At 46.1% G+C, this 20,805-nt stretch carries 16 protein-coding genes; 7 read left to right on the plus strand and 9 right to left on the minus strand.

The window, feature by feature from the left end:
- The first annotated feature begins 10 nt into the window (after window positions 1–10).
- From M0P91_RS06695 to M0P91_RS06715, 5 genes are all read left to right on the plus strand, one after another.
- Window positions 11–3,400, plus strand: a complete 3,390-nt coding sequence (locus M0P91_RS06695) for a molybdopterin-dependent oxidoreductase (protein WP_295065957.1) — start codon at window positions 11–13, stop codon at window positions 3,398–3,400.
- Window positions 3,401–3,487: 87 nt separating this feature from the next.
- Window positions 3,488–4,102 (plus strand): molecular chaperone TorD family protein, encoded by a 615-nt coding sequence (locus tag M0P91_RS06700; protein WP_295065919.1) that lies wholly within the window; start codon window positions 3,488–3,490, stop codon window positions 4,100–4,102.
- Window positions 4,099–5,196: a 4Fe-4S binding protein gene (locus tag M0P91_RS06705; protein WP_295065921.1), complete on the plus strand. Its 1,098-nt coding sequence runs from the start codon at window positions 4,099–4,101 to the stop codon at window positions 5,194–5,196. Before M0P91_RS06700 ends, M0P91_RS06705 begins: the two co-directional genes overlap by 4 nt.
- A complete protein-coding gene (locus M0P91_RS06710) occupies window positions 5,178–5,636 on the plus strand; it encodes a hypothetical protein (protein WP_295065923.1) in 459 nt (152 codons plus the stop codon). The genes M0P91_RS06705 and M0P91_RS06710 overlap by 19 nt, the downstream gene beginning before the upstream one ends.
- Window positions 5,633–6,127: a hypothetical protein gene (locus tag M0P91_RS06715; RefSeq protein ID WP_295065924.1), complete on the plus strand. Its 495-nt coding sequence runs from the start codon at window positions 5,633–5,635 to the stop codon at window positions 6,125–6,127. Before M0P91_RS06710 ends, M0P91_RS06715 begins: the two co-directional genes overlap by 4 nt.
- A gap of 23 nt (window positions 6,128–6,150) precedes the next feature.
- Here M0P91_RS06715 and M0P91_RS06720 read toward each other — a convergent pair whose 3' ends face one another.
- From M0P91_RS06720 to M0P91_RS06745, 6 genes are all read right to left on the minus strand, one after another.
- Window positions 6,151–6,831 (minus strand): response regulator transcription factor, encoded by a 681-nt coding sequence (locus tag M0P91_RS06720; protein WP_295065926.1) that lies wholly within the window; start codon window positions 6,829–6,831, stop codon window positions 6,151–6,153.
- Entirely contained in the window at window positions 6,828–8,891 is a 2,064-nt protein-coding gene (locus M0P91_RS06725; protein ID WP_295065928.1) for a cation:proton antiporter, read from the minus strand. Before M0P91_RS06725 ends, M0P91_RS06720 begins: the two co-directional genes overlap by 4 nt.
- An 86-nt stretch (window positions 8,892–8,977) precedes the next feature.
- A complete protein-coding gene (locus M0P91_RS06730; RefSeq protein ID WP_295065930.1) occupies window positions 8,978–9,484 on the minus strand; it encodes a phosphatidylglycerophosphatase A in 507 nt (168 codons plus the stop codon).
- Window positions 9,485–9,589: 105 nt separating this feature from the next.
- Window positions 9,590–10,780, minus strand: coding sequence for a sulfate adenylyltransferase (locus tag M0P91_RS06735; RefSeq protein ID WP_295065959.1), 1,191 nt, complete (start codon window positions 10,778–10,780; stop codon window positions 9,590–9,592).
- The gene (locus M0P91_RS06740; RefSeq protein ID WP_295065932.1) at window positions 10,758–11,645 is read right to left on the minus strand and encodes a response regulator; all 888 of its coding nucleotides are present in this window, start codon (window positions 11,643–11,645) and stop codon (window positions 10,758–10,760) included. Before M0P91_RS06740 ends, M0P91_RS06735 begins: the two co-directional genes overlap by 23 nt.
- Window positions 11,645–12,763 carry a bifunctional 2-C-methyl-D-erythritol 4-phosphate cytidylyltransferase/2-C-methyl-D-erythritol 2,4-cyclodiphosphate synthase gene (locus M0P91_RS06745; RefSeq protein ID WP_295065934.1) on the minus strand — a complete coding sequence of 373 codons (1,119 nt, stop codon included), beginning with the start codon at window positions 12,761–12,763 and terminating at the stop codon, window positions 11,645–11,647. Before M0P91_RS06745 ends, M0P91_RS06740 begins: the two co-directional genes overlap by 1 nt.
- 298 nt (window positions 12,764–13,061) lie before the next feature.
- Here M0P91_RS06745 and thiC point away from each other — a divergent pair, with 298 nt between their 5' ends.
- Together thiC and M0P91_RS06755 are read left to right on the plus strand one after the other, a co-directional pair.
- The gene (gene thiC / locus M0P91_RS06750; RefSeq protein ID WP_295065937.1) at window positions 13,062–14,450 is read left to right on the plus strand and encodes a phosphomethylpyrimidine synthase ThiC; all 1,389 of its coding nucleotides are present in this window, start codon (window positions 13,062–13,064) and stop codon (window positions 14,448–14,450) included.
- Window positions 14,451–14,556: 106 nt separating this feature from the next.
- Window positions 14,557–15,726 carry an Mrp/NBP35 family ATP-binding protein gene (locus M0P91_RS06755; protein WP_295065939.1) on the plus strand — a complete coding sequence of 390 codons (1,170 nt, stop codon included), beginning with the start codon at window positions 14,557–14,559 and terminating at the stop codon, window positions 15,724–15,726.
- Between the two features lie 144 nt (window positions 15,727–15,870).
- Here M0P91_RS06755 and M0P91_RS06760 read toward each other — a convergent pair whose 3' ends face one another.
- The 3 genes from M0P91_RS06760 to M0P91_RS06770 form a co-directional block, all read right to left on the minus strand.
- Window positions 15,871–17,862: a WD40 repeat domain-containing protein gene (locus tag M0P91_RS06760; protein WP_295065941.1), complete on the minus strand. Its 1,992-nt coding sequence runs from the start codon at window positions 17,860–17,862 to the stop codon at window positions 15,871–15,873.
- A gap of 147 nt (window positions 17,863–18,009) precedes the next feature.
- Window positions 18,010–19,848, minus strand: a complete 1,839-nt coding sequence (locus tag M0P91_RS06765; RefSeq protein WP_295065943.1) for a GGDEF domain-containing protein — start codon at window positions 19,846–19,848, stop codon at window positions 18,010–18,012.
- A 133-nt stretch (window positions 19,849–19,981) separates the two neighbouring features.
- A partial coding sequence (locus M0P91_RS06770; RefSeq protein WP_295065945.1) for an SIS domain-containing protein occupies window positions 19,982–20,805 on the minus strand: 824 nt, incomplete at its 5' end.

Consider the following 20,805-nt stretch of genomic DNA (forward strand, 5'->3'; position numbering starts at 1 on the left):
GAGGTAGATGATGTATTTAGAAAGCAGAAGAACATTTTTAAAAGGGACTGCAATTACGGTTGCAGGTGCCGCAATCGCCAAAGGGGTCTTTACAGTAGACGCAGCGGCCGAATCGGTAGCAAACAGCAAATTTACCAATACGCCGGACACCCTCTCTTTTTATCCGCCGTTGGATCAATGGAACCATTTCCAAGAACTTAGTGGTGTGGATTGGAAACGGGGCGGTATCGATCGTCACGGTGTCCAAAGCGAAGAGAATCAGGACGGTATCTATGTCAATGATTTCATGATCGTTCCGACAGCGTGTTCGAACTGTGAAGCGTCATGCGGTTTGACGGCGTGGATCGATAAGAAAACCTTTACCGTTAAAAAATACATGGGGAATCCGTTACATCCGGGTTCACGCGGACGCAACTGTGCCAAAGGGTACGCGGTTCAATCGCAAATGTACGATCCTGACCGTATCCCGTTCCCGTTGAAACGTGCTCCGGGTTCTAAGCGGGGCGAGGGTAAATGGATCCGTACGACGTGGGATGAGGCGATGTCCACCATCGGTAAAAAAATGGGCGATACAATCCGTAAAGGGGATCTCCTCTCTCGCAAATCGGTGATGTATCACGTCGGCCGCCCGAATGAAAACGGTTTCGTACCGCAAGTATGGGAAACATTGGGGCTTGACTCTTACAATTCGCATACGAACATCTGTTCGGCAAACGGGCGTACACCGACCATTTGGACAGCCAATGATGACCGTACCAGTCCGGACTGGGCGAATGCGAAACTCATTTTCCTGAACTCGTCGCATGCGGCCGATGCAGGGCACTATTTTGCCCAATCAGCAGCTTTCATCGCCGATGCCCGCAAAAAAGGGGCAAAGATGGTCGTTATGGATCCGCGTATGTCCAACTCTGCGGGAATGTCGGATCTATGGATCGCGGCATGGCCGGGGACCGAAGCGGCGATTTATCTCTATTTGGCTAACCGTATTTTGAATGAAAATATGGTCGATAAAAAATTCGTCAAAAAATGGTTCAACTGGGAAACCTTGATGAACGATCCCGTGCATTTGAGCTTTATGCTTGAAAAAGGGCAAATTAGCAAGCTCCCTGCCGGAAGTGATTTTGAGAGCTATCTTGAGCTTCTCAAAGATATGTATTCACCCTATACCCTTGAATATGCGGTCAAAGAGACCCATGTTCCGGCGTATAAACTTGAACAGCTGTATGATATGTTTATCTGGGCAGGGGATGCGATCTCTACATATATCTGGCGTGCAACGGCTGCGGGTAACCGTGGCGGATGGATGTCCGGGCGTGCGGCCTATTTTGCTATCGGTCTTCGCGGTGCTATCGGTACGGAAGGGGGGACCTTCTTCCACCACTGGCATGTTATTTCCGTATCCGGAAAGGGTGGAAGTGCAACTGTAGGTCAAGGAGTTTCCGGTGCGGATGTACCGAAAGTACAAGCTTATAATGAGCTTACTTGGCCGCCGGAATGGCCGTTGTCCACGTATGAACTCTCCTACTTGCTTCCTCACCTTTTGAGTGATAAAGCGTGGCAGAAAAAATGGAACGATCGCGGATTGCAAGTACCGAGTAAGCTTGCCGTCTATATCCCGCGTATGTACAATCCGGTGTGGATCAATCCGGACGGATTCCGTTGGATTGAGGTGTTGAAAAATGAAGAGATTATGGAACTGACCATGAACCTCTCTCCGGTTTGGTCTGAAACAAACTGGTACATGGACTATGTTCTGCCGGTAGGGCTTGCCGGTGAGCGTCATGACCAACACTCTGAAGCGACATTTCCGGCACGTTGGACAACCTTCCGTCAGCCGGTCTTGCGCGTAGCATTGGAAAAATCGGGATGGAAACCTAAAAATCCTGCCCGTGCGACCCTCGAAGCGCACATCAAAGCAGGTCTGGGCGAAGTGTGGGAAGAGAATGAGTTCTGGTTCCAGTTGTGTACCGATTACATCGATCCAGACGGTAGTCTCGGCATCAAAAAAATGTGGGAATCCAAACGTCATCCGGGCAAACCGGTGACCATCTCTGAGTGGTACGATGCCGCATTTGGCGATAACCTTCCGAAACTCAAAGAGACGGCTACTAATGATCCGCGTTATATGAACGATGAGTTTCCGGTTTATTCGTATCTTCGTGATCACGGCGTATGGATGGAAGAGGATAAAATCTACCATGCGATGGAACGTGAACTCAAATTTGAAGAGGGTGAAGTAATTTCACACGGTCATAAATTTGATGCCGGTTCTATGAGTGTCGGTGCGGACGGGGTTATTTCCGCAATGGATCACCACGGTAAAGAGAAAAAAATCGGCATTGAGATTGACGGGAAGAAAATGGAAGGGTTTGCAACCCTGACGAAAAAACTCGAATTTTTTACTCAGTGGGCTACGGATTGGAAGTGGAGAGAGTACGCGATGCCGTTTTATCCGCGTAACGACAAAGAGAAAGGGGAAATGGTTCACCTCGTGTCGCATGTTAACCACATCTACATGAAAGAAGAGAACTCGTTTGCTCTCAATACGGTTTTCCGTTTGCCGTACAACATCCATACCCGTTCGGCTAACTCGAAACATTTGATGGAGATCAGTCAAAACCATGACCCTATCTGGATTTCGACCAAAGATGCTCAGCGTCTTGGATTCAAACGCGGAGATGCTATCCGTGTAAAAATCGTTGATACGGTTTCAGGACTTGAGAGCGGCCATTTCGTTGCGATGGCAGTCCCTACGGAGGGTGTTCTTCCGGGGACATTGGCCTGTTCGCACCATGGCGGACGTTGGAAATTGACCAATGCGGTTACGATCCCTAACGGTGTCAGTGACGGTAAAGTAGCTCCTGGCGTAGCGCCTCGTGATTTAGGCAACAAAGAGTTCCTCAAAGAATCTCCGCTCAATGTCGGTAAAGAGGGCGCTCAAAGTATCATTGACGATTACGAAGGGACAACGGGGCTCAATAGCTTCGGAGTTCCGGTTGCCGAGATCCAAATGGACGGGAAAGTGGGCAAACTTAAATACGTGGAGGGGATCAAACCTTTCCATACGGAACGTTTCGGTGAGTATAATCGAGATTCCGGTAATATCTGGTGGGACGGTTTGAGCGGTTCATGGCAAAATGCCGTTGCGGCGCCTCATCCGGATCCGGTTTCGGGTATGCACTGCTGGCACCATAAAGTTCTTCTTGAGCCGGCGCAAGCGGGCGATAAGATCGGGGATATTTTCGTCAATTATGACAATAATTTCAAAGTCTATCAGGCATGGAGAGACGACTTGTCTCGAGGTTTGGATGCAGATTCAACCCTTCGACGTCCTCGCCACATCAAACGCCCATGGGTCAACCTCGATCCTTCGGTATACGATGTCAGTATCAAGCCATAAGGCTTGATACCCCCTATAACCTACTCTCCTTATCCGCTTTTCAGCCGTATAAGCTACAATCACGCTACTTTATTAAAGGTTTTACGAATGGATGAAATTATCGCACGCAGTAATTTATATGCGTTATTATCACGAATATTACTCCAAGAGTTGGATGTGGAGCGTTTAGAGATACTCCGAAGTGATGAAACAGTTTTAGAGTTTATGCCGCACTGGAGAGACTGGGAACCACGTAAAGGGACGGAAGCACAAAAGCTTTTGGAAGAGTATTTAAATCCCGATTTTACGAATCTATCATTGCTCCATCTGGTACCGTATGAGACCTTTTATACCCGCAGTGATCAGATGATCGAAACGGGCGGAGCCAATCCGGTGACGGACATCTACAGTGCGTACGATTTTCTCGTCGATTATGAAGTCGCTCGAGTGGTTTCAGCCGATCATATCGGCATCGAATTGGAGTTTATGCACCATTTATGCGAAGCACAGATCAAAGCGACGGAAGAGGGGGATCATGAAGCGGTACAAGAGCTGATCAATGTTCAGTACAACTTTCTAAATTCTCATTTATTGAAATGGGCGCCGATGTATCTCATCAATATGAAATACGAATCGCGTACCCCTCTTTATTACGATACGGCGGAGATGGCGTTGGAATTTATCCTCTCCGACAATGAAACGTTGAGCGCATCGGTCCAATGAGTCTGTTGCTCCTCTCACCCGCACAATGTGTACGCGCTTTGAGTGTCAACTCAGTGTGCACCCACTGCGGTGAGTCTTGTCCGACGGGGGCGATCACGCTCTCAGGGCGCCTCCCCTCCATCAACCAATCGCTGTGTGTCGGTTGTGCCGGGTGCGTGGCGGTGTGTCCGAGTGAAGCGTTGGCGGTGGATGATTTTAGTCCGACCGAATTTTTCTTTTCATTTATTTCAGATGAAGAGAGTATTGTTTCGTGTCAAAAAAATGTCCCCTGCATTGCGGCACTCTCCTCAGAGCATTTGCTATCGCTGTGCGCGCTGAAAAAAGGGTTGATCCTCGATATCGGTCATTGCGGCGGATGCGAAATCGGCGAGAAAACCGTTGAATCGATGAAAGAGAGGATTGAGAGTGCCAATTATCTCCTTGAAGCCATAGAGGTTGATAGCAGGGTAGAGTGTGAAGCAATCGGTTACACTAACTCTGAGGTAGATGAACCTAAAGATCGTAGGGATTTTTTCAAAACCTTTCATCTGCGTGGGATTGCAAAAGCCAAGCACGATTTTGAAAAAGAGGTAGAAAGCACGACCGATGAGTTTGTCGAAGTGAGTATTGACAGCTCTCATACCCAAGAGCTTAGGGCGAAAAAAATCACCGATCGGCGGAAGCTCTTTTTTACGGCACTGAAAAGGGTAGAAAAACCATCCCGCTTTCATGTCGTCGATGGCTCTATGATCGCTTTTACCTCCCAAAAAATCATGGATGAGAGCAAATGCACCGCGTGTCAGATGTGTTATCGTATCTGCCCTACGGCGGCACTCACGTCGGATATGCGTAATTCTAAAATCGATTTTGATCCGTTTCTATGTGTCAAATGCCATCTCTGTCATGATGTATGTGAAAGTGATGCGATTAGTGTTTCAACGTCGTATAATCTCAAAGAGTGGTTTGAGCCGAAAGTACAGAATCTTATCACCTATTCGGTGCGTCGATGCGATGAGTGTGACGCTCTTTTTAGCTCAGTCGGAGAGGAAAAAATTTGTCGCCGTTGTCAGCTTGAAGAGGAAGAAGCATTAGAATTATGGGGATTGAATCAATGATGAACAACGATAACTCGATTACAGTAATGACAAAACTTTATGGATACATTGCGGAAAATGCCCATAGCAGTCGCTTTTCAGTCACACTGAATAAGCTTTACAAAGAGAACGGGATGGATGCAATAATGATCCCGATGAATATTCGGAGCGATGATGTCGCTTTTACGATATCTCAAATGCGTAACTCTAAACTCAACGGTGCGATAATCGGAAGTGAATACCAAGAAGAGGCTCTCTCTTTGGTCGATGAAGCATCGGATGAGGCAGATCAAAACGGCTATTGCGACTGTATTATGATACGTGAGGGAAAATTGATCGGGGATTTGATTATGCCTAATGCATTAGAACGTTATGCGGATCGAGACGATTTTCACGATGAAATAGCTATGCGTTCCATGTGTCACTATTTTTATGATTTAACTACAGGAGAAAGAAGATGAAAGCAAACGATTTTAGCGATTTAAAGGCTGAGTTTGATGAATTTGTACGGGGAAAATGTGATAGCGGAAGCTGTGAGACATCAGCAGAAGAAAATGATCCCGACAATGAACCGGTTCCGAGTTTCGTCGATGAATTATCTGATAAATTGCTAGCACCGTATCATAGCGGCGTCTATTTTTCACGTCTGGATATCAAACGTGTCGCCGAAGCGATCGACGAATCGATCCCGATCAAAGAGCGCAAAAAAATGATCAAAGCCCTTTTCCGCCATACGACCTCTAAGGGGTATTTGCAAGGGGCTTTTGATGAGTTCAACCGCCATTTCGGGGGGAGAATCCTGATTTACCAAGAGCTTTCGGAAGCGTTTCCCGCGTCTAAAATATTTTTTGATGAGAACATCGAAAAAATACGAAAAACACAAAAAATGTTGGATCAGATCGTAATGGATTTCGAAGAGATTGAACCGACAGATGAGCCGATGATGGTATAAGCGTATTTCAAAAAAAGTAGTATTTAGCCAATAAACCGATACCCTATACCGGTTTCGGTTTGTATCCATTTCGGTCGCGCCGGATCGGTTTCGATTTTTTGGCGCAATTGATTGATAAAAACACGTAAATAATGGGTCTCGTGTTGATACCCGACTCCCCAGATCGCTTTTAATAACCATGCATGCGTCAGTGCTTTTCCCTGATTCTCCATAAAAATACGGAGAAGTTTAAACTCTTTGGGTGTTAATTTAATTAATTCGTCCTCTATGCTCACAATCCGGTTGGCAATATCCATACGCATTTTTCCGACGATTAAAATCGGGGAGGTCGCTTGTGCGGGCGGGACACGGCGTAAGTTTGCGTTGATGCGGGCGATAAGTTCATCGGTGTTAAACGGTTTGGTGACATAATCATCCGCTCCGGCATTGAGGGCGGCTATTTTATCAGACTCGTCATGGATCGCCGAGACGACAATGACGGGAGTTTGTTCATCCACTCTATAGTGCTCCAAAAATTTCACTCCGCTCATGTCCGGTAATCCCAAATCGAGTAAAATCAAATGAAAATGCTCATCGGCCCCTTTTTTAAGCCCCTCTTTTGCCGTTGAAGCACCCTCTGTTATAAAACCTGCAAAGGCTAAGGTCATTGCTAATAAACGACGGATAGAGGCATCATCATCCACGATTAAAATGCGCGGCGTCATGATTCACTCCGAAGCGTTACATGAGCGCAAAATCGGTCATTTTCCAACGTGATAGTTAACGTTCCTCCATGCACTTCGATAATCTTTTTTGAAAGCCGCAATCCGATCCCTGATCCCGGTTTCCCCTCGGAATTATCAAGCCGACCGGGGAGATTGCCAAGAGTAGTAATGGTATCGGCAGAGGGGAGATCGCCGTTGTTACAGATAAGCAAAGTGATTTCATTAAATGCGGAAGTGATTTCGACACTCACCTCGTCACCGTATTTAAAGGCGTTATCGAGCAGATTGCCGATAGCAAGATGAAGCAGTGCAATATCGGCGTTGAGAGGTGGCACATCCGGTGAAAATGAGAGTTTCGCCTGTCGTTTCCAATCATTCTCCGCTATGGAGAGTGCAGAAGAGACGACATCATCCACTCTAAGCATCGTTTTATTGAGAGGTGTTTTTCCTTCACGAAAACGGGCATTGACCAGCAGATTATCGATCACTTTTTCCATACGGCGTGACCCCTCGACGATGGTTTGAACCATCTCCTCTTTATCCTTCTCTGCGAGGGTGAATTGCGGATTGGATAAATTACCGGCGGCTCCCCGTATGAGGGTGAGTGGGGTTCGCAGTTCGTGAGAGAGGAGATCGATCAAACTTTTCTGCATCGTTTCGACGACTTTGTTCTCTTTGAATCCACGGGTGATGAGATTCAGAAACGGTCCGGTCATGATGGTGGTTGCCAGTGCCATGACGACAAACATCGTAAAAAGCTCCGTAGAGAGTATCCCCATCTCATATCCGATATTAAGAACGACCAGCTCCATGAGTCCCCGCGTGTTCATCAGTATCCCCAGAGCAAACGAATCACGCCAGCTAAATCCCATGTATTTGGAAGCAAGGGCGCTTCCGAACAGTTTTCCGAACACCGCAATGACGATGATCCCTCCGCAGATCAGCCACGCATCCACACTGTTCAGTAAACCGATCTCACTGCGTAATCCCGTCAGGGCGAAAAAGAGGGGCAATAATACCAAAAGGCTGACGTATTCCAAACGCGGTGCGATGAGTTCTTTGAGCCTCGATACTGCCGATGAGGGCATCATCGCCCCCGCCATAAAGGCTCCGAACAGCGCATGAACTCCTATCGCTTCGGTGGCGAGAGAGGAGAGGAGGAGCAAGACAATAATAATTGACATTCCGTTCATACTGAGCCGTTCACTTTGAGAGTGTCCGATTTTGGCAAGGAGGGGACGTATCACATAAAACATGACGATCACGTACAAGGCGATCAGGAGTAGTAAAATGAAGGAAGAGGCGATCGATCCTGAAATGGAGAAGGCGATAATCAGAGCCAATATATACCACGCCGTAACATCATCGGCAGCGGCGCAAGTGATTGCCATGGAGCCGTAACGGGTATCACCGATATTTTTCTCTTTGATAATCCGAGCCAGAACGGGAAATGCGGTGATACTCATCGCGATCCCGATGAAAAGGGCAAAAGGGATAAAGGTGATGTTTTTGGGTGCGAAGATCGGATAGAGCCAATAGGTCAATGCCACCCCCAAGAAAAAAGGGAAGATGATACTGACATGACTGATAAAGACCGAAGCACTTGACTGTTTTTTAATCTTATCGAAATCCAGCTCCATCCCCACGACAAACATAAAAAAGATCAATCCAAGTTGACTGATGAGATGGAGATTGCCGAGGGACTCTTTGGGAAAGAGAGAGATAAACATATCGGGAAACAACGCTCCCAACAAAGAGGGTCCGAGGATAATCCCCGCCAAGATTTCCCCCACGACGGTGGGCTGAGCGACAAAAGAGACCAGATAGCCAAAGAGCCGTGTGACGATCATGATGACGATAAACTGGATCAGCAACAATGGGAGCGGATGGTGGAGCTGTTTAAGAAACGTATCACCAATCGTCGTCGGTAGCGAAGCCGCAGGGGCTATGACTTCAGAGAAGAGAGGATTCTCTAAAAACGTTCCGTAATGGAGGATTAGGGCAATGGCGATCCCGAAGAAAAGGATCAATGCCATATAGATTAATAGTGTCTTTTTCATGGGGGAAGTGTAGCGCAGATCGTGTCAGGAAAGTATCAATATACAAAAGTATCGATCTTTCCGAAAAAGGGGGAAGGGGATATTCGCTAGTGGATTAATCCACTTTTTAATATAACCTGCCAAAGTATCGCCGAGCTGATGCCGGCGGCGAATCCGGCGATGATATCGTCACCCATGACACCGATACCCCCCTGCGCTTCACGATCTATTCTGCCGATAACGGAGGGTTTTTTGATATCGTAAAATCGAAAAAAAAGGAAACTTAAAACGATTTGGAGTGCAATACCGTTATTCCAAACTCCTAAATCACCGGTTGCAAACATCACCCCCGGAGCAATGGAGAGGGCAAGCCATATTCCGACTAATTCGTCGATTACAATCCGTTTGTCATCGTGGCTATGGGTATCCGCTTCAAAACGGTTGATCTGTTTAATCGCAATCAGCGTGATCAGGATTGCCGCTAAAAAGAGTGTTTGCGGACCAAGGTACATTAAAATGAGAACCCCAAGGGGGAGGGAAACGAGAGTCCCAACCGTACCGGGTGCCTTGGGTGAGAGGCCGCTGTAGCCTACAGTGAGAAAAAACCAATTCATTTTTGTCCTTTTATGTAAAATCAAAGTGCGGTTTCACTGCACGTGAGCACTCTGCTGAAGTGAACTCAGCGTTAGCGTAGGCATACCGGCTTTGCTGGTGTGCCGTTATGTCAATGACGTGGTTTGATACAGACGCATCAATTCAACGTAAAAATCTTTTTCACTGTGCTCTTCGAGCAAACCGTTGACCGGCATAATGTCATAATAGAGTTTGGCAAGATTTTTGAACCGGTTCGGATAAAGTGAAGCGACAATCATTGCCGAAATCTCTTTTCGCACGAGGACTGCCGGAGGGAGCAATCCTTGCTGCATCAGTTCTAAGATGGATTCGGCATGGTAGGAGATGTGGTGGTGGTGCCCGTGCGGGCAGGTCTGGATACTGACAAGGGTTTTGCATTGATTGCAGTAGACGTATTCGCTGGCAATTCTCACATCGATATCAATCCCGATGAGCCGGTCGATGATCGATTTGTTGGCATTACGATCATAATACATTCCGATGCCGGCATGATTTTGCCCGATCATAAGACGGTTACATCCGTAATTTTTGGCGACGATTGCATCTAGGATTACTTCATTGCCTCCGGCAAAAAGGTAGCTGCTCTCAAGGGGGACAACGACGACTCGATTGCGGGGGAGGAAGTTCTCGATAAAATATTCGACTGTTTTGTGTCGAAGCTCATAGGTGAGGTTGGAGTTATGATACGGTTTCAGGAGAAAAATCACAATCAAATCGGTTCGCTCAAGGCTTTGGCGTATCAGCCGTTCATGGGCACGGTGAAGCGGATTTGCCGCCATAAAAATAGCGCTCATGTGCTGCGCACCGATTTGTTCTTTAGCCTGAGCAATGGTGTTTCGAATCGCCTCTACTGAGCTTAGATCGATGGAATAGGGGCCGCAAATAGCAAATTTACCCAGCCGTTTATAGGTAGCATTAACTCCGGGATGGGAAAGATCTTCGGTGCCGTAAATTTGGCGTAACCGTTCGTGAGGATCAATTTTATAAACTTCCTCGACACACAGCTCACCGACAAAAGTATTGTCGCAAATTAAGTCGAGAATTTCCCCTTTTTTGGCTGTGATCAGAATGGTTTCATTGATTTTACCGTTAGGGGAGAGGATGAGGGGAAACGGAAAGGTTTTACCTTTGAACATTCCGCTGTTGAGGACTTCTTTGCTTTGGGCTTCATTCATTAATTCGGTTACGGGAGCCAACAATCCCGATTTGAGGAGAGTGAGAGCCGAGACGGCCTCTTGATCGATGTATAGGGCTCTATTTTTTCTTGACAATGCTATATTTCTTTCTCTTTTCCCATAGACTTTTACGTGAAATTCCCAGTTTTTTTGAGAGTTCGGTATCGGGGAACCGGTTTTGAAAATGGATCATGATGTATTTGACATACTCTTCAATCGGCAAAATTTCCCCTTGGTCAAAAAGGTGGTTGTCACTTTCGATTTCAATAGTCCGGAAAGGGGAATTTTCAACCGGATCGGTCCCCGAGATAATGCAGGGTCTCTCTTGTACCAATTCGTATAACGTTTTGTGTTCGCTTTTTTTCAAATGCTGAAAGTCGGTAATATACAATATGGCGTCATTGCTCAGCGCTGCAATATCGCTAAAGGCTTTTGCGGAGGTAAGGGAGATAAAATGGATTGTTTTATCGTGATGAGCGGCATACCGAAAGGCAAACGCATCGGCATATTTTTGGTAGCTGCTGCAAATAAAGAGCGGTAGTTCGGTTTTATCCAGATCTTCATTAACATTGATCGAATTAAACGTATGGGTGAGGTAACGCTCATAGGTCTGATTTTGACGGCGGAGACGTTCATGATTTTGAAAATGTTGAATCTTACGGATTAACTCTTCAATCATAAAGGGTTTGAGGATGTAATCTTTTGCCCCTGCCGCAAGAGGTTTAGAGACCGTGTCATTACTGATATAACTGACCATTAAAATAACAACCGAATCTTTATACGCTTCGATAACGGGGTAGATATCTTGACCGCTAATATTGGTCGAGAGGAGCACGACATCGTACGGTATTGCTCGCAAACCCTCTTTCGTTGAACTGCTAATATCGCAGTTGTGGCTCAAATCACTGAGTTTTGAGGCGATACTTTGTGCGAGATAGATCTCGTTTTCGATAATGAGTATATTCATTAAATTGTCCAATCAAAATAGTGTACGGATGCTGTTGCCATTACGGCAACTCCCTCGCTTCGGCCAATAAACCCTAAATGCTCTGTCGTTGTAGCTTTAAGATTGATTCTGGTAATCGGAATCTGTAGGATGGCACTTAAAACTCGGCGCATTTCCCCTTTATAAGGGGAAATTTTCGGTGTTTGGGCAATAATGGTAATATCGGCATGGAGAATGATAAAGCCGAATTGGTGCAGTTTTAATACGCATTGACGTAAAAGCTCTTTGGAATCGATATTTTTATACGCATGGTCCGTATCGGGAAATAACATGCCGATATCGCCCAAGCATGCAGCACCCAGCAATGCGTCGATAAGAGCATGAATAGCGACATCCCCGTCACTGTGCGCTTTGAATCCGACAGGAGACGCAATCGGTACACCGCCAAGTACCATCGGTTTCCCCTCTTCAAAAGGGTGAACATCGAAGCCGTTTCCGGTAAAGGTAGTTTTTGACGGTGGAAAGAGACATTCGAGTGAAGCCATATCCGAAGATTTGGTCAGCTTTTCCGCGCGTGGATCCCCTTCAACAAAATGACGTGTTCCGCCCGATGCGACAATAGCGGAGCTCTCATCGGTATATTCAATATCGGTCTTGAGTGCACGGCGCAAGATATCTGTTTTGGAGAGCTGCGGTGTCTGTACCCGTTTAACGTGTGTCCGGTCGATGGTGTCCGTGCCGTACACAACGGTATCGTGCATGTCCAATACCGGAACGATCGAATCGGCAAGGTGTTTGTGGGCAATAAGCCGTTCAATAAGGGCAGGATCAATGCACGCACGTGCTACGTCACTCACCATGACATACGGTGTTTTTACCGCTTGAAGTGCATTCGACAAGGAGAGCTGCCGGGTTTCACCGCCGCTAATGAGGGTATGGTCGGTCATTGCAGAGAAAAAAGAGATCTCCTCCGGATGGGCGACAATGATGATCGGGGAATCGGGGAGGTTTTTTTTGATACTATTGGTAACATACAGCCATAACGGATCGTGACCGATACGAAGCCATTGTTTTTTTACAGGGACTTTAAAACGGCTGGAATTACCTGCAGCAAGTAAAATAAGCGTCAAATCAGACAAAATGTATCCTATTTTGGAAACTGTTACGAAATTATACACATAAAAAGCTTTTTTTTATCTTGTTTGTGATAAATTCTAGAATAAATCAAGGAGAGGAAGAAATTGTTTTCCTAAATCATCTTGAAGTTTTTAATGTACATTAAAACAGATACGACCCTTTTAGGGGGTCTTATTTATAAGTCTAATCATCGTTTGCAAAAAATATGTAGCATGGAATCTGTGCGTGGGCGAATCGTCGACAATGTAGCTTGTCCGATCGGATCGGACAGGGTATAAATTTATCAATTAGGAGAAAGTCATGAGAACCGCATGGGTTGCCAACAGACAAAACGATACCGTTCGTACTCAGATGTATTATGCCAAACAAGGAATTATTACGGAAGAGATGGCGTATGTCGCCAAAGTAGAGGAGCTTGATCCGGAGTTGGTCCGTTCTGAAGTAGCACGGGGGCGTTTAATCATCCCTGCCAACGTCAATCACAAAAATCTAGAACCGATGGCGATCGGAATCGCGGCACGTTGTAAGATTAATGCCAATATCGGTTCATCGGCAATTGCTTCGGATGTTCAGGGGGAGATTGAGAAAATTCAGGTTTCTCAACATTATAAGGCCGATACGGCTATGGACCTCTCTACCGGAGGTGACTTGGACGAAATCCGCAGAGCCGTTATCGCCAATTCAAAAATTCCGATCGGAACGGTTCCGATTTATCAAATATTGCACGACGTCAATAATAAAATTGAAGATTTAAGCATTGACGTTATGCTCGAAGTGTTGGAGCGTCAAGCGCAGCAAGGGGTGAGTTATTTTACGATCCATGCGGGTTTTTTGTTGGAGACAATGCCGAAAGTCGCCAAACGTAAAATGGGGATCGTCAGTCGCGGCGGATCATTGATGGCGGCATGGATGATGCACTATCATCGCGAGAACCCTTTTTATACGGCGTATGATGAGATTCTCGATATTTGTGCCCGTTATGATGTTTCCCTCTCATTGGGGGATTCACTCCGTCCGGGGTGTCTGGCGGATGCAAGCGATGAAGCGCAGCTGGGGGAGCTGAAAGTTCTTGGCGAGCTGACATTACGCGCATGGGAGAAAAACGTTCAGGTCATGATCGAAGGGCCGGGACACGTTCCGCTCAATCAGATCGAACGTAATATGAAAATCCAGCGCGAATACTGTCATGAAGCGCCGTTTTATATCTTGGGGCCGTTGGTTACCGATATCGCGGCTGGGTATGATCACATTAGTTCGGCGATCGGTGCGGCAGTTGGCGGATGGCACGGGGCTTCAATGCTGTGCTATGTTACGCCGAAAGAGCATTTGGGCCTTCCGAACGCGGAAGATGTCCGTGCGGGGATTATCGCCTATAAAATCGCGGCCCATGCGGCGGATATCGCGCGCGGACGCAAGGGGGCACGGGATATCGACGATGCGATGAGCGATGCGCGGTACGCGTTTGACTGGAACCGTCAGTTTGAACTCGCACTCGATCCGGAGCGGGCACGTGAGTACCACGATGAGACGTTGCCTCAGGATGTCTTTAAAGAGGCGGAGTTTTGCTCCATGTGCGGACCGAAATTCTGCAGTTACAAAATCACACAGCAGATTATGGAAAACCCCGAAGCCATTGCCCAAATTGCTGCGGAAGTGAAGATGGCTGCCGAGGCAAAAACCGCCAGTTAAAAATCGCAAGCGATTTTGAGCTTACTGCTGAAGTAAACGCAGCGTTAGCGTTGCCATAGAGATTTCATTCCTATGGCGTTTAAAATAATAATATAAGGAAATTACTATGACAGAAGAAATTGTAAAATCAGCCCTTTCAAAAGTGACCTATCCGGGATTCACGAAAGATATTGTGACGTTTGGATTTGTTAAAGAGATTAAAATCGACGGTTCCGATGTGAATGTTGTTGTGGATATTACTTCAAGCGCTCCTGAGGTTGCCCATCAAATTACGGTCGAAGCGACGGAAGAGCTTCAACGTGCCGGTGCAGCCAATATTGTGATTAATATTCAAGCGCCTAAAATGCCGCGTGAGAGTTCATCTAAGGGGAAAAACATTGCTCCGCAAGTCAAGAACTTTATTATGGTAAGTTCAGGAAAAGGGGGAGTCGGCAAATCGACGACCTCCGTCAATCTTGCGGTTGCGCTTGCTATGCAAGGGAAAAAAGTGGGGCTTTTGGATGCAGACATATATGGTCCGAATATTCCTCGTATGTTGGGTATCGATGGGATTAAACCCGAAGTAGTCGGCAATAAAGTTCTTCCGATCAAAGCGTATGGACTGGAAGTAATGTCTATGGGTTCACTGATGGAAGAGGGACAATCGCTTATCTGGCGCGGAGCCATGATTATGAAAGCGATTGAGCAGTTCTTGCGTGACATACTATGGTCGGATCTGGATTGTTTGGTCATTGATATGCCTCCGGGTACGGGTGACGCTCAATTAACGTTGGCACAAAGTGTCCCTGTTACGGTCGGTGTTACGGTAACGACTCCGCAGATGGTTTCGTTGGATGACTCACGTCGCAGTTTGGATATGTTTAAAAAATTGAATATCCCTATTGCGGGTGTTGTTGAAAATATGAGCGGATTTATCGCTCCGGATACCGGCGTCGAGTACGATATCTTCGGAAAAGGGACCTCCGAAGCGATGGCAACACAGTTTGATACTACCATTTTGGCTGAGATTCCGATTGAACCTGCAATTCGTACCGGTGGGGATGAAGGGAAACCTGTGACCTATTGTCTGCCTACATCCGAGACGGCTAAACGGTATATGAAAGCGGCAGAAGCGTTGTGGGCTACTATTGAAAAAATTAACGCGGAGGGGGGAGTTGATAATCAGGCGATTCAGCCAAATACCCCTCCGGGTGTATCGGCATGTTCGACTGCGGCAGCTCCTGCACCGAAAGCCACAAGCGGTGAGAGCTGCGGAACAGGCTGCGGCTGTCACTAAGTAACGGATGTTACGCACTTTCCGCTCATAGCCCGGAAAGTGGCAGGGGACAATTTGTCCCCTGCCACCCCCCAAAACAAGCGAAGCGCTCCCGAAGGGATGTTTCCTGAAACGCTTCCCGTATCTTTCGGATGATTATACCGTCTAAAAATTTTCTTCTAAAAGATGATCGAAGCGGATCTCTTTGACATAGCTATCCAAGGAGTCCCCTTTTAGTGCTTTTTGGATTAAATCGGGACGGTATAGGGAGTCATACAATTTATCAAAACGGATAAATCGTGCTTCTTTGTCAGAACCTTGATTGATATGGTACCCCAGATATTTTGCACCTTTGGCGGATGCATCAAAAAAACCCTCTTTCGTCCATGCAATCCATTCATTATCGGTACCGATGAAGAGAGATAGCACGGGCCGTATGGTTTGGTCCTGATGCAATGTAAATCCGAATTTACTCTCATTTTTATCGATTGCAATCGCTGAAATAATCCCTTCGCTCTTAATTTCGAATAGGTATGTTTTTAAAGGTTTGACATAATTTAACAAAGATGCAACGGAGTTAAATGTTCTGCCGTCAATACTAAGAATCTTATCGCCACTCTTTAATCCGGAGTTTTTTGCGATCGAGTTCTCCGCAACTGTTGTAATGATTGTATCTGTTTTATGAATATCGTTTAAATTCCATAGGTTGAGCACCTTGTCGGCACTTCCGCTGATCATCCTATCTCCGTCGATAGCGATATTCCATACTTCGCCCGTGTGTCCGATAAAGTGCGCGATGCTGTTCCCTTTTGAATCAAAAGCATTTAAAATACCGTCACTTCCGCCGCTGAGGATATATTGATCCCATTTTCCGTACGTATTGTGTCCGAATCCGGTGAGTGAATTACGGATAATTTGGATTTTGTTCGGTAGAAGCAGCACGGCATCGGCATATCCATTGTCGCCACCGCAGGTATGCGAGAGTCCGGAAGAGTCAATGATATTAAAATTTGTCAAATGATCCGATACAAGGCTCATTGTCCTTAAGTCAAACTCTTTTTCGATGGGGCCGTATTCGTTTTTACTTTTTTTTGCCCAGCTGTTTCCCCATCCGATGCGATTGCCATGGATTCCGACTCTTACAATACTTTTTCCTTTCCCCTCCATCCGGAGTTTTTCTGCCGAAGTAGCGGCATTCCAGATAATGATCTCATTATTACTTCCGCCGCTGCTTACCGCAGTCGTGTTATCAAGAAAAGAAACGGCTTTTGCAAGGTTGTGATGCTGGTCAAAAGAGACTATTTCTTTAAAACGATCGGTTGTGTCGTATACCATTACCTTATTTGGCAAAGCACTGGTACCCACGAGTAGTTTTGCTCCATCAGGACTAAATGCCAGACCTCTAGGTTCCGTAGGATTTTGGATCGTGAACAGGAGGTTAAGGCGGGTGTCAAAAATCAAGATTTCACTTCCGATTCCGGAAGAAGCGATGTAGCGAGAAGATACGGCGATTGAATCGAGTTTGACGGTGTGTTTGTAGGAGTTGATAACTTTTGTTCCGTTATAGAGATTAATGATATTGTCATATCCCGCTGTCACAAACGAAGTGTTGTCTTTAAGCGGTTGGACGGCCGTGACACTCTGTGAATGGGAATTAAAGCTCACGCGAAGGAGATATATTCCCTGAGGGGCTTCCCATACTTTGACGGTACCGTCGGCACTTGCGCTGTACAGATTGCCGTTTTTATCAAAAGAGAGATCGGTGATAACCCCTTGATGCGATTTTAAAACCTGTATCACTCTTCCCGAAGCGAAATCGTAAAGACGAATGGTCCCTTTTCCCACCGTCAATTCTCCCGCTTTCCCTCCCATATATCCACCGACTGCTAAGAATTTTTCATCAAAACTGAGGGCAACGGCATATATTTTTCCTTCATTCCCTGCTCCGATCTGCCCTAGAATCTTTCGTTCCTCCGCTCCTGTTTTACTATTCCAGATACGAATGGTTTTATCATCCGAGCAGGTGATAATTTTATCGTCACGGGTTATGATGATATCGTTAATCTTTTCTTCATGACCGTGAGTATCCACTCTAAGAAGGGGATCCGAAGCAAAGAGGGCGAGGTTAAAAATGAGGGTAAAAAAAAGCTTTTTCATCCGGTATTTTCTTCTTTAATGGAGGTTACGGTCAAAATCAATGGCAGTGTTTTTTGAATGCAATGAGTACTTTTTTTGATACGTGACTACTTGTTTTTCGGTTATATCAGAATTTTGTACTCTGCATCATCATGATGGGAAAACGGGTTAGAACTGATCGCCCCCATTAAACATTCTCTCTTCAAATTCTATGACCCGATTGCGTCCGGTATGCTTCCCTTCGTAGAGGGCTATGTCGGCAAATTTAATGACTTTCCAGAGGGAGTCGGCATGTAGCGGGAAGTGTGAGATACCGATACTCAGTGTTTTTTGGAGGCTATCGCTTCCAAATTGAAACTTTTTCTCATTGAAAACCGTACGGATTTTCTCTGCAATGGCTAATGCTCCCTCCTGGGTGGTGTTGTGGAGCAGGACAAGGAACTCTTCGCCGCCGTAACGGATCGGAAGATCGGATTTGCGAATACTGTGTTGCAGTATTTCCGCCAATGATTTGATGACGAGATCTCCCGCATCGTGTCCATAGGTGTCATTGACCATTTTGAAGAAATCGATATCGATCATCAAAACAGCATAGCTCACGTTGGACCGAAGGGCCTGAGCAGCACTTCGATCAATAAACTCTTCTAAAAATCGGCGGTTATAAAGACGTGTCGCTCCGTCGCGTAATGAAGAGTCTCTGAGCTTGTCCATAAGGGTACGGCTTTCAATAACCGCTTTTGCCGCTTCAAAATAGTTTTTTATACTGGGAAGGGCAAGATTCATATTTTCGATCTCCTCGATCCCGTTTGCGGAATATGAGAGGATAAGGGAGAGATCATCATTAATGTTAAAAGGGATACACGTATACTCTTTTGTATTGTCACAATGGTTGCATAGATTTGGGAAATCAGTGGAATAGACATCGCTATTGGTGCGGTAGGCGCGACATTCGGTAGGATTGGTATCGGCTGCCGGGAGACAGAAACTTTTATGGTCCGTAATGTAGATCAGTTTACGCTCTTTGACGGTTTTATCAACTTCATAAAGGGCAAAATGGGAAAAATGAAATTTCTCTTGAAGAACATAAATAAATCGGGCATAAATTGCATCTTTGCTACTGTCCAATTCTATTGTTTTTTTAAATTTATAGACATCGGAAAGTTCTTTGATGATTGTCCCCGCAGAATTTAGCGGATCGGTACAAGAAATGTTTGAGCGCGATACAAAGGTATTGAGATTGTGTTTAATACCGCCGAAGGTCTCTTCCATTTTTTCAAAGAGGGTATTCATTTGTTCGGCCACTTCAGAGCCGGCGTCCTTAAGGGTCGTTTTGAAACGAAATGAGAAATCGCCGGTTCGAGCACGCTTAATCCCTTGTTGGAGATTTTCAAAAAGCTGCATATAAGGTTTAAAATAGTGATTGGTTACCCAAAGGGCGATAATTAAAAAGACGAGGTTAATCGCAAATATTTTTCCAATCGTGATAGCACCGGTTTGGCGAATTTCATTTATATTGAATTCCATACTGATAGCACCGAGGACATCACCCTCTTTGGCATTATGGCAGCTCAGACAATTCGGACTGCCGTAGGCGGTAGCAATATAGGGGATGGTTACCCGTAAAACAGCATTCCGGGTGTCTTCTTGAATCTCACGGATAATAACCCCCTCTTTGAGGACTTTTCGGTCGATAGCATCTCGAGGACGTTCATTATCAAGACCCTCGCCGTGTTGATTGACTACTTTGTCTGCACGGACAATCCACAACGCCTGCACATCTTTAATATTGGCGATATTGGAAAGGAAGAACTGACGTTTGTCCATTATACCGTTGACCATATGGGCAGTTAGGCCGTCGCGTACGATTTCAGCGGTCATTTTTGATTTTTCAATCGCATTATTGTATCCGTATTCACGAAAATTGAGGGCTACGTTAGTAATCGTGGCAACGGCTAGCCCGATAAGCATCAAGGCGACAATAAATAAAATTTTTCGATTGGTATTCATGAAGTAGTGTCCCTCGGAAGTTAGGTGTTTTACAGATATAAAATAACACTGAGAATAGCTTAATGTTTTTTAAAAAAATATGAAAGCAAAAGAATTTGCCTTCAAAAAGAGCATTTACCCTTTAAATTTTCGTTTATTCGACCGTAACACTTTTAGCAAGGTTGCGCGGCATGTCAACATCGTTGCCCAGACGGATGGCGATTTCCATCGAGAGGAGCTGAAGGACGACCATCATCTCAAAGAATTCAAGCAGGTAATCCTCAGCCGGCTGCGTACGGATATGATCATCGGCTTTGTCAAACTCCAGAGGGCTGATCGAACAGATGGTAGAATCACGGGCACTGAGCTCTTCGATATTGCTCTTGGTCTTGTCGTAAAGCTTATGCTGCGGAAGCAGGGCGATCGTAAAGAGCTCCGGATCGGCCAGAGCGATGGGACCGTGCTTCATCTCTCCGCTGGGATACCCTTCGGCATGCAGATAGGTGATCTCTTTGAGCTTTAGTGCCCCCTCAAGTGCGAGAGGGTAAAACACATCCCGTCCGATAAAGAAGAATCCGTGCCCGTGAAGATACCGCTTGGAGAGGCGGCGAAGCTGTTCGTGGATGTCGTTATCAACCTTCGTCGTTGCCGGAAGGAGACGAAGCAGCTGAATCTGGCGTTTGATTTCGTCCGTAGGGAGAGTTTTGCGCTCACCGGCAAGAAAAAGGGAGAGCATCCAGAGGACACTTACCTGAGTGGCAAACGCTTTGGTCGACGCGACCCCTTTTTCAATTCCGGCACGGGTGAGGAGACTCGCATCGGCAAGACGGACCATCGACGAGTTGTCGACATTACAAATCACCATCGTTTTAAGACCGAAGGCCTTGGCCATCTTAAGACTCTCTAACGTATCGGCCGTTTCACCGCTTTGGCTGATGACGATAAAGAGGGTGTCGGGGGTTAAAAACGGCTCACGAT

Origin of the sequence: Sulfuricurvum sp. (genome assembly GCF_023229695.1) — a bacterium.
Classification (GTDB): domain Bacteria; phylum Campylobacterota; class Campylobacteria; order Campylobacterales; family Sulfurimonadaceae; genus Sulfuricurvum.